The 15,702-nt window shown below is 59.7% G+C and carries 14 protein-coding genes; 2 read left to right on the top strand and 12 right to left on the bottom strand.

What is annotated here, in order from left to right; translation table 11 throughout:
* Positions 1-54: 54 nt before the first annotated feature.
* The 5 genes from fabG to M5G26_RS14015 form a co-directional block, all read right to left on the bottom strand.
* Positions 55-798, bottom strand: a complete 744-nt coding sequence (gene fabG, locus M5G26_RS13995; RefSeq protein WP_034155354.1) for a 3-oxoacyl-ACP reductase FabG — start codon at positions 796-798, stop codon at positions 55-57.
* Positions 799-814: 16 nt separating this feature from the next.
* Positions 815-1,753, bottom strand: coding sequence for an ACP S-malonyltransferase (gene fabD / locus M5G26_RS14000; RefSeq protein WP_038364480.1), 939 nt, complete (start codon positions 1,751-1,753; stop codon positions 815-817).
* A gap of 123 nt (positions 1,754-1,876) precedes the next feature.
* Complete coding sequence (plsX, locus tag M5G26_RS14005; RefSeq protein WP_273915746.1) at positions 1,877-2,887, bottom strand: phosphate acyltransferase PlsX; 1,011 nt, start codon at positions 2,885-2,887, stop codon at positions 1,877-1,879.
* Positions 2,888-2,891: 4 nt separating this feature from the next.
* Positions 2,892-3,074, bottom strand: coding sequence for a 50S ribosomal protein L32 (rpmF, locus tag M5G26_RS14010; protein WP_003179396.1), 183 nt, complete (start codon positions 3,072-3,074; stop codon positions 2,892-2,894).
* Positions 3,075-3,087: 13 nt separating this feature from the next.
* Positions 3,088-3,615 carry a YceD family protein gene (locus M5G26_RS14015; protein WP_038364482.1) on the bottom strand — a complete coding sequence of 176 codons (528 nt, stop codon included), beginning with the start codon at positions 3,613-3,615 and terminating at the stop codon, positions 3,088-3,090.
* 105 nt (positions 3,616-3,720) lie between these two features.
* Here M5G26_RS14015 and M5G26_RS14020 point away from each other — a divergent pair, with 105 nt between their 5' ends.
* Complete coding sequence (locus M5G26_RS14020) at positions 3,721-4,299, top strand: Maf family protein (RefSeq protein WP_273915747.1); 579 nt, start codon at positions 3,721-3,723, stop codon at positions 4,297-4,299.
* An 87-nt stretch (positions 4,300-4,386) separates the two neighbouring features.
* On the opposite strand, the gene sppA is transcribed toward M5G26_RS14020, so the two are convergent.
* From sppA to rluC, 3 genes are read right to left on the bottom strand one after another with little or no spacing between them, the layout of a single operon-like run.
* Positions 4,387-5,376 (bottom strand): signal peptide peptidase SppA, encoded by a 990-nt coding sequence (gene sppA, locus M5G26_RS14025; RefSeq protein ID WP_273915748.1) that lies wholly within the window; start codon positions 5,374-5,376, stop codon positions 4,387-4,389.
* Positions 5,377-5,400: 24 nt separating this feature from the next.
* Positions 5,401-6,063, bottom strand: coding sequence for an HAD-IA family hydrolase (locus M5G26_RS14030; RefSeq protein WP_273915749.1), 663 nt, complete (start codon positions 6,061-6,063; stop codon positions 5,401-5,403).
* Positions 6,050-7,009: a 23S rRNA pseudouridine(955/2504/2580) synthase RluC gene (gene rluC / locus M5G26_RS14035; RefSeq protein ID WP_038364486.1), complete on the bottom strand. Its 960-nt coding sequence runs from the start codon at positions 7,007-7,009 to the stop codon at positions 6,050-6,052. The genes M5G26_RS14030 and rluC overlap by 14 nt, the downstream gene beginning before the upstream one ends.
* A 699-nt stretch (positions 7,010-7,708) precedes the next feature.
* Between rluC and rne the strand changes: the two genes are divergently transcribed.
* A complete protein-coding gene (rne, locus tag M5G26_RS14040) occupies positions 7,709-10,951 on the top strand; it encodes a ribonuclease E (RefSeq protein ID WP_273915750.1) in 3,243 nt (1,080 codons plus the stop codon).
* A 365-nt stretch (positions 10,952-11,316) separates the two neighbouring features.
* Here rne and M5G26_RS14045 read toward each other — a convergent pair whose 3' ends face one another.
* From M5G26_RS14045 to M5G26_RS14060, 4 genes are read right to left on the bottom strand one after another with little or no spacing between them, the layout of a single operon-like run.
* Entirely contained in the window at positions 11,317-11,913 is a 597-nt protein-coding gene (locus tag M5G26_RS14045) for a nucleotidyltransferase family protein (protein WP_273915751.1), read from the bottom strand.
* On the bottom strand, positions 11,910-12,890 hold the full coding sequence (locus M5G26_RS14050; protein WP_273915752.1) for an XdhC family protein: 981 nt from the start codon (positions 12,888-12,890) through the stop codon (positions 11,910-11,912). Before M5G26_RS14050 ends, M5G26_RS14045 begins: the two co-directional genes overlap by 4 nt.
* Positions 12,890-15,211 carry a xanthine dehydrogenase family protein molybdopterin-binding subunit gene (locus M5G26_RS14055; protein ID WP_273915753.1) on the bottom strand — a complete coding sequence of 774 codons (2,322 nt, stop codon included), beginning with the start codon at positions 15,209-15,211 and terminating at the stop codon, positions 12,890-12,892. The genes M5G26_RS14050 and M5G26_RS14055 overlap by 1 nt, the downstream gene beginning before the upstream one ends.
* Positions 15,208-15,678, bottom strand: coding sequence for a (2Fe-2S)-binding protein (locus M5G26_RS14060; RefSeq protein ID WP_134178193.1), 471 nt, complete (start codon positions 15,676-15,678; stop codon positions 15,208-15,210). Before M5G26_RS14060 ends, M5G26_RS14055 begins: the two co-directional genes overlap by 4 nt.
* Between the last annotated feature and the right edge of the window lie 24 nt (positions 15,679-15,702).

Below are 15,702 nucleotides of genomic sequence, written 5' to 3' on the forward strand. Positions count from 1 at the left end.
CGGATTTTAGACAGCTCGTATGACATTTTTTTGAAGCAATCCGTCACATTTTACTTACATGTACATCCCACCGTTCACCGGGATTGTAGCCCCAGTGACGTATGCCGCACCGTCGGATGCAAGAAAAGCGACCACGGACGCGATCTCTTGAGCTTGTCCCAGACGACCCAGCGGAATCTGCGTCTGCAAGGCTTCACGCTGTGCTTCAGGCAGCTCGCGCGTCATATCGGTGTCGATAAACCCTGGGGTTACCGAGTTGACCGTAATCGAACGCGAACCGACTTCACGCGCCATCGCACGGCTGAAACCTTCCAGACCGGCCTTGGCGGCTGCATAGTTTACTTGGCCTGCGTTGCCCATGGCACCCACCACCGAGCCAATACTGATAATTCGACCCCAACGCGCCTTGGTCATGCCGCGCAGAACGCCCTTGGACAGGCGATACAGACTGTTCAGGTTGGTATCGATCACGTCGTACCACTCGTCGTCTTTCATGCGCATCATCAGGTTATCGCGGGTGATGCCGGCATTATTGACCAGGATCGCCACTGGCGCACCGAACTGCTCCTGAATGCCCGCCAGCACTGCGCTGACCGATTCATCGCTGGTGACATTGAGTTCGAAGCCAGCGCCCTGAATACCGTTTTCCTTCAGGGTGGCAGCAATACGCTCAGCGCCCGAAGCGGAAGTCGCGGTGCCAATGACGATGGCGCCCTGACGACCCAGTTCCAGCGCGATAGCCTGACCAATGCCACGGCTTGCACCGGTGACCAGTGCAACTTTACCTTGCAGACTCATGCAAGTTTCTCCTGATTCAGGCTTGCGCTGCGCGAGCGGCAGCGAAAGCGTCTGGGGTATTGAGGTTGGAAGTCGCCACGCCTTCAGCGCAGCGCTTGTTCAGGCCGGCCAGGACTTTACCCGGGCCGCATTCGACCAGATTGGTCGCGCCCTTGGCGGCCAGAGTCTGTACCGACTCGACCCAGCGCACAGGCTTGTACAATTGTTCGAGCAGATCACGCTTGAGGGTTTCCAGATCGGCCGGCACTTGCGCGCTGACGTTCTGTACAACCGGGATCTGCGGCGCCTGCCAGTCGATGGCGGCGATGGATTCGGCAAAGCGCTCGGCCGCCGGACGCATCAGCTCGCAGTGCGACGGCACGCTCACTGGCAACGGCATGGCGCGCTTGGCGCCACGCGCCTTGCAGCCTTCGATGGCACGCTCAACGGCCGCCTTGGCACCGGCAATCACCACCTGGCCCGGCGAGTTGAAGTTGACCGCGCTGACCACTTCACCTTGCGCAGCTTCAGCGCAGGCCGCCAGCACATCGGCATCTTCCAGACCGAGGATGGCAGCCATGCCGCCCTGCCCGGCCGGAACGGCTTCCTGCATCAACTGACCGCGACGCTCAACGAGCTTCACCGCATCAGCCAGTGTCAGGCTGCCGGCAGCGACCAGCGCGCTGTATTCACCCAGGCTGTGACCGGCAACGAATGCCGGACGCGCACCACCTTCCGCCAGCCACAAACGCCACAGAGCGATCGAAGCGGTCAGAATGGCCGGTTGAGTTTTATCGGTTTGATTAAGCTGCTCTTCCGGGCCCTGCTGGGTCAGTGCCCACAGGTCATAACCCAGAGCCTCAGAGGCTTCTTTGAAAGTTTCGAGGATCAACGGATATTCCGCGCCCAGCTCGGCCAGCATGCCGAGGGACTGCGAACCCTGTCCTGGAAAGACGAATGCGAGGGAAGCAGACATGTAACAAGCCCCTAATGATCTTGTCGTCGAAAAATGACGCCCCACTGAGGGACGCAAGAAACTGACAGTTGGATGGCCCTTTGAACCGGGCGGTCACATTTAAGCATTGTCCGACGAAAACGCCTAAGACAACAAATCCTCCAGACGACCGTGGAGGCGCTCGGGAAGATTTTCCTGGATCTCGATCAGTGCACGGGAAATAGCACTCTGAAAGCCCTGAACCCCGGCCGAACCGTGGCTTTTCACGACAATGCCCTGCAAACCGAGAAAGCTTGCGCCGTTATGTCGCGCCGGCGCCAGATCGGCCTGCAAGCGCTTCATCAGCGGCAACGCCAAAGCCCCCACTGCACGGGAGACCAGATTCTTTTTGAACAGCGCTTCGATGCGCGCAGCAATCATCGTCGCCAGGCCTTCGCTGGACTTGAGCAGGATATTGCCGACGAAACCATCACACACCACGACATCGGCCTCGCCACGGTACAAACCATCGCCCTCAATGAAGCCGATGTAGTTGATACCGCGCGCAGCGTGCAACAGCGTCGCGGCCAGCTTGACCTGCTGATTGCCCTTGATGTCTTCGGTGCCGATGTTCAGCAGCGCGACACGCGGGCGATGAATGCCCAGCGTCTGCGCCGCCACCGAGCCCATCACCGCAAACTGCAGCAAATGCTCGGCACTGCAATCGACGTTGGCGCCCAAGTCGAGCAACTGACAAAAGCCCTTCTGCGTCGGTATCGCGGCCACCATCGCCGGGCGATCGATACCCGGCAACGTCTTCAATACAAATCGCGACAGCGCCATCAACGCACCGGTATTGCCGGCACTGACACAGGCCTGAGCCTTGCCATCACGCACCAGTTCCAGGGCGACACGCATCGACGAATCCGGCTTGCCACGCAAGGCCTGGGTCGGTTTTTCGTCCATGGTGATGACTTCGCTGGCCCCGACAATTGTCAGGCGCGCGCGATCGGCAGCCGATTGGCCGTTGATCAATTCTTCAAGAAGGGAGGGTTGACCGACGAGGGTCAGGTGCAGCGAGGGCGTAGCAGAAAGGCAAGCAAGACTGGCCTGAACAATGCTGCGGGGACCGAAGTCCCCGCCCATTGCGTCAATCGCGATGACTTGAGCGGACAAGTGATTACTCGTCAGCGCCCTTGTCGATCACTTTACGGCCACGGTATACGCCTTCTGGCGATACGTGGTGACGCAGGTGAACTTCACCAGTGGTTTTTTCTACAGACAGGGTGCTAGCCTCGAGAGCGTCGTGCGAACGGCGCATGTCACGGGCAGAGCGGGATTTTTTGTTCTGCTGAACAGCCATAATTGATTAACTCCTAAACGTTTGGGTCACGCTTTAACTGCGCCAATACACTGAACGGGTTGGACCGCGTTACCTCGTCCTCGCTCGGTTCGGGCTCATCTGCTCCCGCCGGCTGCTGGCATTCTTCCGGATGATGAGCAGGCACAATAGGCAAGGCAAGCAGAAGCTCTTCCTCGACCAGTGACTGCAGATCCAATGGATCTTCGCCCAGTTCCAGCACGTCATAACCTTTCGGTAACGACTGGGTATTCGCACCCTCCTTCACCACAGCGTAACTGCATTCGCTATGGATCGGCAGGGTGACCAGCTCAAGACAACGCTGGCAAACCATTTTGACCTCGGTGTCGATAAAGCTGTGGATCACCACAGATTTACGTTCATCTCGTTCAAAAACGAATTTCGCCTGCACCGTACCGACATCGTCGGAAAGCGGGTCGCAGAGTCTCTTCAAATCGGCCAGCAGCAGTTCACCTTGAAGGGTGGTGCCACGGTCAGCCAATTTGCGCGGGTCAACGTGAGGTGGAATCGGGTCATTCAACATAGGCGCAGCATTATAGGGATGCACCCACCCATGTCAAAGGAAATTGTGCCCTGTCCGTCACTTGCGTGCCTCCGCTAGAATTCGCACCTGCCTCAGGAGACGCGAATGCTGCCTTTATTACTCGCTTCAAGCTCGACCTATCGCCGGGAATTGCTCACCCGCCTGCACTTGCCGTTCGTCTGCAGCTCGCCGGATATCGATGAAAGTCATCGCCCGGGCGAGTCAGCCATCGAACTGGTCAAACGCCTCGCCGAACAAAAAGCCCGGGCACTGGCTGACAGCCACCCCGCTCATCTGATTATCGGCTCGGACCAGGTTGCCGTACTCGGCGAGCAGATTATCGGCAAGCCGCACACATTCGAGAAGGCCCGCGAACAACTAATGGCCGCCAGCGGCGCCAGCGTGACCTTCCTGACCGGCCTGGCACTGCTCAACAGCCAGACCGGCCAATGCCAGGTTGACTGCGTGCCGTTTACCGTACACATGCGCCACCTCGATCAAGCACGCGTCGAGCGCTACCTGCGCATCGAACAGCCGTACGACTGCGCCGGCAGCTTCAAAGCTGAAGGCCTCGGTGTGAGTCTGTTTCAATCTACCGAAGGCCCTGACGCCACCAGCCTGATCGGTCTGCCACTGATTCGCCTGATTGACATGCTACTGGTAGAAGGCGTGCAGATCCCTTAAAGCAAAAGATCGCAGCCTGCGGCAGCTCCTACATGGGTTTAATGTAGGAGCTGCCGCAGGCTGCGATCTTTTGATCGTTACAACGAATCAGCGCAACGAAGGCCCGTGGAAACCCATCCACATCGCCAACTGCTCAGCCACACTGGCGCCAAGCTTCTTCGAGAAGCGATCAAACGGCGATTCCTGAACGGTGAAGTCCACCAGCTCCTTCTCGCCAATCACGTCCCGCGCCACCGAACTGGCATTGCCCAGACCATCGATCAGACCCAGCGGCAGCGCCTGCTCACCCGACCAGACCAACCCGGAGAACAGCTCTGGATGATCCTTATCTTTCAGACGATCGCCACGACCCTGCTTGACGCTGTTGATGAACTGCTTGTGCGTGGTATCGAGCACACTCTGCCAGAACGCGGTTTCTTCAGGTTTCTGCGGCTGGAACGGGTCCAGGAACGATTTGTGCTCGCCCGAGGTGTATGTACGACGCTCGACACCCAGTTTCTCCATGGTGCCGACAAAACCGTAACCGGCCGCCGTCACACCAATCGAACCGACCAGACTCGCCTTGTCGGCGTAGATCTGATCCGCCGCGCTGGCGATGTAATAGGCACCGGACGCACCGAGATCGGAAATCACCGCATACACCTTGATCTCCGGATGCAGGCCGCGCAGGCGCTTGATCTCGTCATACACGTAACCCGACTGCACCGGACTGCCGCCCGGGCTGTTGATCCGCAGGATCACACCCTTGACCTTCTTGTCCTCGAACGCTGCCCGCAGACTGCCGACGATGTTATCGGCACTGGCCGGTTCTTTGTCGGCGATCACGCCAGTGACGTCGATCAACGCGGTGTAGTTAGGCCCACGCGTGGCGCTTTTTTCCATGTCCATCAGCGGCGTGAACAAAATCAGCGCCACAAACAGATAAACAAACGTCAACAGCTTGAAGAAAATCCCCCAACGGCGCGAGCGACGCTGTTCCTGCACGCCGGCGAGCAGCGTTTTCTCCAATAGCTTCCAGCTTTTCTGATCACCGTCGTCGGCACTTGCCTTGGCCGGTGCTTTCCATTCGTCGGTCATGCCATCCACCCCAGCAAAAACGTATTAAGCCTGCTGCGCCAGCCAGGCATGCAATTCAGAAAAACGGTCGATCGACAGGCGCGGCTCGAACTGCTGCAGCGATTCGATCGATTGCGCGCCATAACTGACCGCCACCGAATCCATCCCCGCATTGCGCGCCATCAGCAGATCAAAGGACGAATCCCCGACCATCAGCGCCTGCTCCGCACGCACACCACAATGCGCAAGGATCTGCTCCAGCATCAGAGGGTGCGGCTTGCTCGCAGTTTCATCGGCAGCACGGGTGATATCGAAATAATCTTCCCAGCCATTGGCTTTGAGCACACGATCCAGGCCGCGGCGATTTTTGCCAGTAGCCACAGCCAAGTGATAACCCTGATCGCGAAAGGACGCCATCGACTCGACGACACCTTCAAACAACGGCGAAGGTACGGCTTCTGCGGCGATGTAGTGATCAGCGTAATACTCACGAAACGCGACCATTTCGGCATCACTGATTTCGGGATACAGCGTGCGAATCGCCTCGGGCAAACCCAGACCGATGATGCCCTTGACGGCAAAATCATCGCGCAATTCAAAACCGGAACGCCCGGACGCCGAATGCATCGCTTCGACGATCCGGTGAATGGAGTCGGCCAGCGTGCCGTCCCAATCGAAAATCAGCAGTTTGTAATCAGATGGGCGCACTCAATCGCTCCACGGTCTTGGCCCACATTTCATCGACCGGCGCCTGCAAGGTCAGCTTGCCACCATCGGGCAGCGGCACGGTCAGCATGTAGGCGTGCAGGAACAGGCGCTTGCCGCCCAGATCGCGAATTTCCTTGGTGAAATCCTCGTCGCCATACTTGCTGTCACCAGCAATGCAATGGCCGGCATGCAAGGTATGCACGCGAATCTGGTGGGTACGACCGGTAACCGGTTTAGCCTCAACCATGGTGGCAAAGTCACCGAAGCGGCGCAGCACCTTGAACATCGTCAGGGCTTCTTTGCCTTCTTCGTTGACTTCAACCATGCGCTCGCCGGAACGCAGATTGCTCTTGAGCAATGGCGCGCTGACTTTCTTGATCGAGGTCGCCCAGTTGCCGCGAACCAGCGCCATGTAGCGCTTGTCGACGCCATCGCCGCGCAATTGCTCGTGCAAGTGACGCAACATGCTGCGCTTCTTGGCGATCATCAGCAGGCCGGAGGTGTCACGGTCGAGACGGTGAACCAGTTCCAGTTCTTTGGCATCAGGACGCAACTGACGAAAGGCTTCGATCACGCCGAAATTCAGGCCACTGCCACCGTGAACCGCAATGCCGGCGGGCTTATTGATCACGATCAGGGCTTTGTCTTCGAAGACAATCGAGGCTTCCAGGCGCTGCAACAAGCCTTGGGCCAATGGCACCGGCTCATCGCGCTCAGGCACGCGAACGGGCGGCACGCGCACGATATCACCGGCCTGCAGCTTGTATTCGGGCTTGATCCTACCCTTGTTCACGCGCACTTCGCCTTTACGCAAAATGCGGTAAATCAAGGTCTTGGGCACGCCTTTGAGCCGGGCGAGGAGAAAGTTGTCGATTCGTTGGCCGGCATACTCCGGCGAGACTTCAAGCAATTGAACGCCTGGAGTCGAAGGGGCAGTAGTTGTCATGCCGCGGATGATAACAATTTTTATGGAATTGAAGCACTTAATCATTGCTGCTATAGTCGCGAACGCCGCCAAAAGCGGCCTGGACAGAGGAACCACGGTCAAAAACCGGCCCTGACCAACGCAATTCACCAGGACGCGAGGCCGTCCTACGGGGCTTTCGCTACGTAACGGTGGAGTTTTCAGTTGTAACAAGCGCAGGTGACATGAGGCCTGAATTACACCGCCGAGCAGAGTTTTTACTCGCCTGGCAGGCACACATTCAAGGCCAGTTCACAAAGTGCAGTCAGCTGCAGATGACCCCGAGCGAATGCTTCGGAAACAACGCCTGAATTAGCCATGATGCGTGACTTCCCCTTTCGGAGCTCACGGTAAATGCCAACCCGCTGCGGATTCTGCGCGCGGCAGCACCCGAATTATCAGGGATACGTGTAGGGTGGAGATGCACAACCGCTGGACTGTGTAGCAATAGGCTTTATCAAGACGCTTCATCTCGTCCACAGCCGCCGGTTGATTCCTCCTCCTGACTGAGTGCTTAAGTAGCCACAGCAAGCAGGACGCGTACGTCGCTGTATCGGCCCAATTGGCCGCATATCGCTGGACACGGGAATGGCCAACCACTCCCGACGCACCTGACACCGACCGTGAGAAGTCGTGTGTGCCGAACGCCGTTTCCGGCAGCCCGGAAACCGACGGTACTACATGAAAAGAATGCTGATTAACGCAACTCAACCCGAAGAGTTGCGTGTTGCACTGGTAGATGGCCAACGCCTCTACGACCTGGACATCGAATCCGGTGCACGCGAGCAGAAGAAGGCCAACATCTATAAAGGCCGCATCACTCGCATCGAACCAAGCCTTGAGGCTGCCTTTGTCGATTTCGGCTCCGAGCGCCACGGCTTCCTGCCCCTCAAAGAAATCTCCCGCGAATACTTCAAGAAAGCCCCTGAAGGCCGCGTCAACATCAAGGACGTCCTGAGCGAAGGCCAGGAAGTCATCGTTCAGGTCGAAAAAGAAGAACGTGGCAACAAGGGCGCCGCCCTGACCACCTTCATCAGCCTGGCCGGTCGTTACCTCGTGCTGATGCCGAACAACCCACGTGCCGGCGGTATCTCCCGTCGCATTGAAGGCGAAGAGCGCAATGAACTGCGTGAAGCGCTGAACGGTCTGGTTGCACCGGCCGACATGGGTCTGATCGTGCGCACTGCCGGCCTTGGCCGCAGCAGCGAAGAAATGCAGTGGGACCTCGATTACCTGCTGCAACTGTGGACTGCTATTAAAGAAGCCTCGCTGGATCGCTCCGCGCCATTCCTGATCTACCAGGAAAGCAACGTGATCATCCGCGCCATCCGCGATTACCTGCGCCAGGACATCGGCGAAGTGCTGATCGACAGCGTTGAAGCCCAGGACGAAGCCCTGACCTTCATCCGCCAGGTGATGCCGCAGTACGCCAGCAAGATCAAGCTGTATGAAGACAGCGTTCCGCTGTTCAACCGTTTCCAGATCGAAAGCCAGATCGAGACCGCTTTCCAGCGCGTCGTTGAACTGCCTTCCGGCGGCTCCATCGTCATCGATCCGACCGAAGCGCTGGTGTCCATCGACATCAACTCGGCGCGCGCCACCAAAGGCAGCGACATCGAAGAAACCGCCCTGCAGACCAACCTTGAAGCTGCCGAAGAAATCGCCCGTCAGTTGCGCCTGCGCGACATCGGCGGCCTGATCGTCATCGACTTCATCGACATGACCCCTGCCAAGAACCAGCGCGCCGTGGAAGAGAAAGTCCGCGAATGCCTGGAAGCCGACCGCGCTCGCGTGCAGATCGGCCGCATCTCGCGCTTCGGCCTGCTGGAAATGTCCCGTCAGCGCCTGCGTCCATCCCTGGGCGAAAGCAGCGGCATCGTCTGCCCGCGTTGCAACGGCACCGGCATCATCCGTGACGTTGAATCGCTGTCGCTGGCGATCCTGCGCCTGATCGAAGAAGAAGCCCTGAAAGACCGCACTGCCGAAGTGCGCGCTCAGGTGCCGATCCCGGTCGCCGCGTTCCTGCTCAACGAAAAACGCAACTCGATCACCAAGATCGAACTGCGCACCCGTGCCCGTATCGTCATTCTGCCGAACGATCACCTCGAAACGCCGCACTTCGAAGTTCAGCGTCTGCGTGATGACAGCCCGGAAGCCGCGACCAACCAGTCCAGCTACGAAATCGCGGCTGCCGCCGCCGAAGTCGAAGAAGTCCAGCCAGCCGCTGCGACCCGCACCCTGGTTCGCCAGGAAGCTGCGGTCAAGACTGCTCCGGCCCGCGCCAACGCTCCGGTTCCGACCGAAGCCGCCGCGCCTGCCGCTCCAGCACCGGCTCCGGTTGCCGCGCCAGAGCCAAGCCTGTTCAAAGGCCTGGTGAAATCGCTGGTAAGCCTGTTCGCCACCAAGGAAGAGCCAGCCGCTCCGGTTGTGGTTGAAAAACCAGCCAGCGAACGTCCGGCCCGTAACGAAGAGCGCCGCAACGGTCGTCAGCAGAGCCGCAACCGTAACGGTCGCCGCGATGAAGAGCGCAAGCCACGTGAAGAACGTGCACCGCGTGAAGAGCGCGCCCCACGTGAGCCGCGCGAAGAGCGTGCACCACGTGAAGCCCGTGAAGTCCGCGAGCCTCGTGAAGCCCGTGCCGAAGCGCCAGTTGCTCGCGAGGAACGCGCACCACGCGCTCCGCGTGAAGAACGTGCACCACGTGCGCCGCGTGAAGATCGCAAGCCACGTGGCGAGCGTGAAGAACGCGTACGTGAACTGCGCGAGCCACTGGACGCCGTTCCAGCTGCTGCAGCCGCCGTTGCCGTGACCGCTGAAGAACGTCCGGCCCGTCAGCCACGCGAAGAGCGCGCACCGCGTCCGCCGCGTGAAGAACGTCAACCGCGCGCCGAACAGGCCGCTGCTGCCGTCGCTGAAGAAGAAGTGAACAGCAACGAAGAGCAACTGCCGGAAGACGGTTCGGAGAGCGCCGAAGGCGATCGTCCACGTCGTCGTTCGCGCGGTCAGCGTCGTCGCAGCAACCGTCGTGAGCGTCAGCGTGATGCCAACGGCAACGTGATCGAAGGTTCGGAAGAATCCGAAGCCGGCGAAAACGGCGAAGGCCCAAGCACTGCCGATCTGGCTGCTGGCCTGGCAGTTACCGCCGCTGATGCCAGCACCGTGATCAGCGCCCCGGCTGAAGCACAAGCCCACGAGCAAGCCGAACGCGCCAACGCTGCTGTTCAGGAAACCGCTCCAGTGGAAGCGCCGGTTGTTGAAGCGACTACTCCAGTAGAAGTCGTTGCTGCTCCGGAAGTCGAAGTGGCACCGGTTCAAGAGACCCTGCCTCAGGTAGAGCCAGCGCCGGTTGTGGCTGCCGAGCCGGTGGTTGAAACCGTCGCAGAAACCGTGACTGAAACCGTGCGTGAAGTTCGCGAAGAGCAGACCGCTTTCAACTGGGTCGCCGAGCCGGCTGTTGCTGAAACCCCAGCGCCAGTGGTTGAAGCACCGGTTGTTGAAAAGCCAGTGTTCGAAGCGCCTGTGGTTGAAGAGACCAAAGTTGCCGAGCCAGTGGTCGTTGCTGAACCAGCGCCAGCTTTCGAAGCACCAGTGGTTGCCGAAGCGCCAGCTCCTGTGGCTGAAGCACCGGCGCCAGTCAGCGCTCTGACGCCAAGCGGCCGCGCGCCAAACGACCCACGTGAAGTGCGTCGTCGCAAGCGTGAAGAAGAGCGTCTGCAGAAGGAAGCCGAACTGGCTGCCGCTGCTGCTCCAGTCGCTGCCGAGCCAGCCGTGGTTGCTGAAGTGGTCGAGGCAGCTCCTGCCCCGGTGACGGAAGAAGCCGTGGTTGAGTCGGTGATCGCTGAAGCACCACGCTCCGTTCAGGACGCGGTCGAGCAACACCAAGAGGCCGAGGAAAAAGAGCACGAGCCTAAACCACTCGTGTAATTTCCAAAGCCGTTAAAAAGCCCCGCCTGATGAAAACCTGGCGGGGCTTTTTTATGCCTCGATTTTTTGTGGTGGATTCTAGATCGACCCCCCTCACCCCAGCCCTCTCCCCACGGGGCGAGGGGGAAAGGGAGCCGATCTCAGTGTGCTTCAAGGCCGAAGTTCGACTCGAAGTTTCAGGTCGGTGTACCTCGAAAGAACACCTCGGTCAGTCCCCTCTTCCGTGTGCTTCAAGGCCGGAGTTCGACTCGAAGTTTCAGGTCGGTGTACCTTGAAAGAACACCTCGGTCAGTCCCCTCTCCCTCTGGGCGGTCCGACGTTTCGGGAGGGTTAGGGTGAGGGCTTCTAAGGAATTCACACAGACCTCAAGACGAGGCAAAAACCAAAGCCCCAGGCACATCGATATCCCACAGAACGCCTGGATCATCGACGGCAACCTCCACCACCCTGCCCTGCGTGAACAACGGTCTGGCCCCACGATCACCACTCAACCCCTGCAACCCCGGACCAAACGATCGACCAAACCCCACCGGATGACCAAACTCGCCAGCCTGCACCGGCACGCTCACCCCATCATCAACCATGGCCGCGACCACCCGCTCAATACTCGACGGCAAGATAAACGGCATATCCCCCAGCACAATCAACCAGCCATCGGCATCCGGGCAAGCGGCAACGCCTGCGGCAATGCTGTCACCCATCCCGGTGGATTCAATCGACACCACGTCACAGCCATAGGCCTGCGCCATGCGCATCGCCTGTGGCCGCGCCTCAGTCGTCACCAGCACCCGCTTATCAAGTTCGGCTGGCAGATTCACCAACACCTGCTCGATCACCGAACGCACCGCACCATCACGCCCGGCGCAGTCCGCCAGCAACTTGTCCTTGTCGGTACCTGCCACCTGGCGAAAGCGACTGCCCTCGCCCGCCGCCAGCACAATCACTGCAATGGATCGACTCATGCGCCCTCCAGTGTTTTTTTCTGCTTCAGCTCGACGCCGTTCTTGATGGCGACGATTTCCGCCAACAACGACAAGGCAATTTCCGCTGGCGAATGACTGCCGATATGTAAACCGATCGGGCCATGCAGTCGATTGATCGCCTCTACCGACAAGCCTAGCTGAGCGAGATTCTCTCGACGTTTCTGGCTATTGACCCGTGAACCGAGCGCCCCCACATAAAAGGCCGGCGAATCCAGCGCCGTGAGCAGTGCCATATCATCCAGACGCGGATCGTGAGTCAACGCGACAATCGCCGTGCGCTCATCCGTTTGAATGCTCAACACCGCATCATCCGGCATGCCTGGGACGAAACGCCCGTGATGCTCTTCCCAACCGTAGACAAACTCGGTGCGCGGATCGCAGATCAGCACCTCGAAATCCAGCAGTCGCGCCATGTCCGCCACGTAACGTGACAACTGCCCGGCGCCGATCAACAGCAGACGCCAGCGCGGACCGTAAATGGCGCGAAGGGTTTTGCCATTGAATTCCAGCGCATCGGATTTACTTGCCGGCGACAGCAGCACTTCACCGGTTTCGATGTTCAACTCGCGAGCGACAATCTCGTGGGCCTCGCAACGGGCCAGTAATTCGGCAACCCACGCAGGATCACCGACGCGCTCTTCGGTCAGGCGCAACGTACCGCCACAAGGCAATCCGAAGCGCGCCGCCTCTTCACGGGTCACGCCATAAGTGATCAATTGCACCGGCGGCCCATCGGAGGCGATGCGGCCGTCGTGCAGACGGGCGATCAAGTCATCCTCGACACACCCGCCCGACACCGAACCGATCACCACGCCATCTTCGCGTAAGGCGAGCATGGCGCCAGGCGCACGCGGCGCCGTGCCCCAGGTCTGCACCACGCTGAACAGCACCACCCGCTGCCCGGCGCGGCGCCATTCAAGGACGCTGCGCAGGACATTGAGGTCGACACTGTCCATTACGCCTCTGCCTTCTGCCAGTCCTGCAACTGATAACGCACCGGCAGATTGCGGATGCGTTTGCCGGTGGCGGCGAAGATCGCATTGCACAGTGCCGGCGCAATTGGTGGTACGCCCGGTTCGCCGACACCGCCCAAGGGCACGTCGCCCGGCGGCGTCACCAGATGCACGGCAACTTCCTTCGGCGCCAGCGACATGCGCGCCACTTCGTACATATGGAAATTGTCCTGTTGGACCTTGCCGTCCTTGAAGCTGATTTCGCCCAGTACTGCGTTACCGAGGCCCATCACGCAGGCGCCTTCGAACTGCGAACGGATACGTTCAGGGTTGATCTGCGGCCCGCAATCCACGGCGATGTCAGCCTTGTGCACGATCAGCGTACCGTCGTCCTTGACCTCGACTTCGATCACCGCCGCCACGTACGTGACGAAGCTGTAATGCACCGCCAGACCCAGACCACGGCCCTTCGGCAGTTTGCGCCCCCAACCGGCTGCTTTCGCGGCGGTTTCCAACACGGTGCGCATGCGCCCGGTATCGATCGGATACCGCTCGGGCGATTCGCCGTAGTTCCACTCTTCGCTCAAGGTGCGCGGGTCGATCTGGCGATCCGGGCCGAGCAGTTTGATCTGGTATTTGAGCGGATCTTCGCCGGCCTTGTGTGCCAGCTCATCGACGAAACTCTGGATCGCGAAACCATGGGGAATGTTCGATACCGAGCGATACCAGCCGACTCGCGTGTGCACGGTGGCTTCGGGGTTTTCCAGACGCACATTGGGAATCGCGTAGGCCATGTTGGTGAAGCCCATGCCCAGTTCGAATGCCGCTTCATGGTTCATGCCCGGCGCGAACAACGCAGTGATGCTCGGTGCCACGGTGCGATGCAGCCAACCGGAAGGCATACCGTCCTTGCCCACGCCCGCCTTGAGGTACTCAGCAGACACAGTGTGGAAATACGAGTTGTGGATGTCATCTTCACGCGTCCACTGCACCCGCACTGCTTTACCGGGAAACTCTTTGGCGAGAATCGCTGCTTCAACGACGAAGTCCGGTTTCGATTTGCGACCGAAACCACCGCCAAGCAAAGTGACATTGAAGGTGACATTGTCGAACGGCAAACCAAGGCGCTCGCCGATTCGCTCACGGGTGACTTGTGGCGCCTGACTCGGTGCCCACGCTTCGCAAACGCCGTCCTTGTAACGGGCGATGGCAACCATCGGCTCCATCGGCGACTGTGCCAGATGCGGCAGATAGTACGACGCTTCGAGCGTACTCGCGGCGCCGCTCAGGGCCTTGTCGATATCGCCGGTGTTGCGCACCACTTTGCCGGGCTTCAGCGAGGCGGCTTCCAGCTCTTTGCGATAGGCGATCGAGTCGTAACTGGCGTTCGGGCCGTCATCCCATTCGATCTTCAGCGCCTCACGGCCCTTGATCGCTGCCCAGGTATTGCTGGCGACGACTGCCACGCCACCCAACGGCTGAAACTCCGAAGGCAGCGGCCGGCTTTCGATCTGTAGCACTTTAAGCACGCCGGGGACTTTCAGCGCAGCGCTGTCATCCACTGATTTGACCTTGCCGCCGTACACCGCCGGACGGGCGATAGTCGCGTACAACATGCCCTCGAAATGCACGTCGGCGCCGTACACCGCGCGACCGTTGACGATGTCGACGCCGTCGATGGCTTTGCTGCCTTCCTTGCCGATGTAGCGAAATTCCGACGGCTGCTTGAGGCGCAGGCTTTCACGCGCTGGTACTGGCAACGCACTAGCTGCGGCGGCGAGTTCGCCATAGCCCAGCTCACGGCCAGACGGTTTGTGCAGCACTTTATGCAACTGCGCGTGACACTCGCCGACCGGCACTTTCCACTGCGCAGCGGCAGCTTGTTCGAGCATGGTTCGCGCCGCCGCGCCGCAACGACGCATCGGCTCGTACCAGTGACGCATGCTGCGCGAACCGTCAGTGTCCTGGTTACCGAAACGCACCTCATCACCCGGTGCCTGCTGCACTTTGACCTGGGCCCAATCGGCTTCCAGCTCATCGGCGACGACCATGCTCAGGCTGGTGCGCACGCCCTGGCCCATCTCGGAACGGTTGCACACAACGGTGACGGTGCCGTCAGCGGCGATGCTGACGTAGACCTTCGGATCATCGATCCAGCCATTGGGCATGCCATCGGCGCCGAACTGTTTCGGCTTGTCCTCGGCCAACGCATCCTGCCAACCCCAACTCGCGGCCAGCACCAACGCGCCAGTGGCGCCGACGCCCTTGAGGAAACCGCGACGACTAAGGTTGCTCAAGGCGAAATCATTCGGAAGACGACTCATGCCTTGGCCTCCTTCAAGTGAGTGGAGGCCTGACGAATAGCGGTTTTGATTCGGTTGTAAGTGCCGCAGCGGCAAATGTTGCCGACCATAGCCTCTTCGATTTGCTCATCGCTGGGGTTCGGATTGGTCTTGAGCAACGCGGTGGCCGACATGATCTGCCCGCCCTGACAGAAACCGCATTGGGCTACAGCGGTGTCGAGCCAGGCTTGCTGAACCACCTGGCCGACCGGGTCGGCGTGCAGGTTATCGATGGTGCTGACGTTCTGGCCGACCACCGAGCCAATCGGCGTGATGCAACTGCGCGCGGGCAAGCCATCGATATGAATGGTGCACGCGCCGCACAGGCCCATGCCGCAGCCGAATTTGGTGCCGTTGTAACCGGCAACATCACGAATCGCCCACAACAGCGGCATGTCTTCGGTGACATCGAGGGGATGGTCTTGACCGTTGAGTTTCAGGGTAATCATGGGCACGCCCGCATATTTTTAGTG

Source organism: Pseudomonas sp. TNT2022 ID642, assembly GCF_028656995.1.
Classification (GTDB): domain Bacteria; phylum Pseudomonadota; class Gammaproteobacteria; order Pseudomonadales; family Pseudomonadaceae; genus Aquipseudomonas.

Excerpts from the sequence above, each read along its gene's own strand:
- fabD (WP_038364480.1), bottom strand. The coding sequence starts at position 1,753 with ATGTCTGCTTCCCTCGCATTCGTCTTTCCAGGACAGGGTTCGCAGTCC.
- rne (WP_273915750.1), top strand. The coding sequence starts at position 7,709 with ATGAAAAGAATGCTGATTAACGCAACTCAACCCGAAGAGTTGCGTGTT.
- rpmF (WP_003179396.1), bottom strand. The coding sequence starts at position 3,074 with ATGGCTGTTCAGCAGAACAAAAAATCCCGCTCTGCCCGTGACATGCGC.
- M5G26_RS14060 (WP_134178193.1), bottom strand. The coding sequence starts at position 15,678 with ATGATTACCCTGAAACTCAACGGTCAAGACCATCCCCTCGATGTCACC.
- M5G26_RS14015 (WP_038364482.1), bottom strand. The coding sequence starts at position 3,615 with ATGTTGAATGACCCGATTCCACCTCACGTTGACCCGCGCAAATTGGCT.
- M5G26_RS14055 (WP_273915753.1), bottom strand. The coding sequence starts at position 15,211 with ATGAGTCGTCTTCCGAATGATTTCGCCTTGAGCAACCTTAGTCGTCGC.
- M5G26_RS14050 (WP_273915752.1), bottom strand. The coding sequence starts at position 12,890 with ATGGACAGTGTCGACCTCAATGTCCTGCGCAGCGTCCTTGAATGGCGC.
- rluC (WP_038364486.1), bottom strand. The coding sequence starts at position 7,009 with ATGACAACTACTGCCCCTTCGACTCCAGGCGTTCAATTGCTTGAAGTC.
- M5G26_RS14020 (WP_273915747.1), top strand. The coding sequence starts at position 3,721 with ATGCTGCCTTTATTACTCGCTTCAAGCTCGACCTATCGCCGGGAATTG.
- M5G26_RS14045 (WP_273915751.1), bottom strand. The coding sequence starts at position 11,913 with ATGAGTCGATCCATTGCAGTGATTGTGCTGGCGGCGGGCGAGGGCAGT.
- fabG (WP_034155354.1), bottom strand. The coding sequence starts at position 798 with ATGAGTCTGCAAGGTAAAGTTGCACTGGTCACCGGTGCAAGCCGTGGC.
- sppA (WP_273915748.1), bottom strand. The coding sequence starts at position 5,376 with ATGACCGACGAATGGAAAGCACCGGCCAAGGCAAGTGCCGACGACGGT.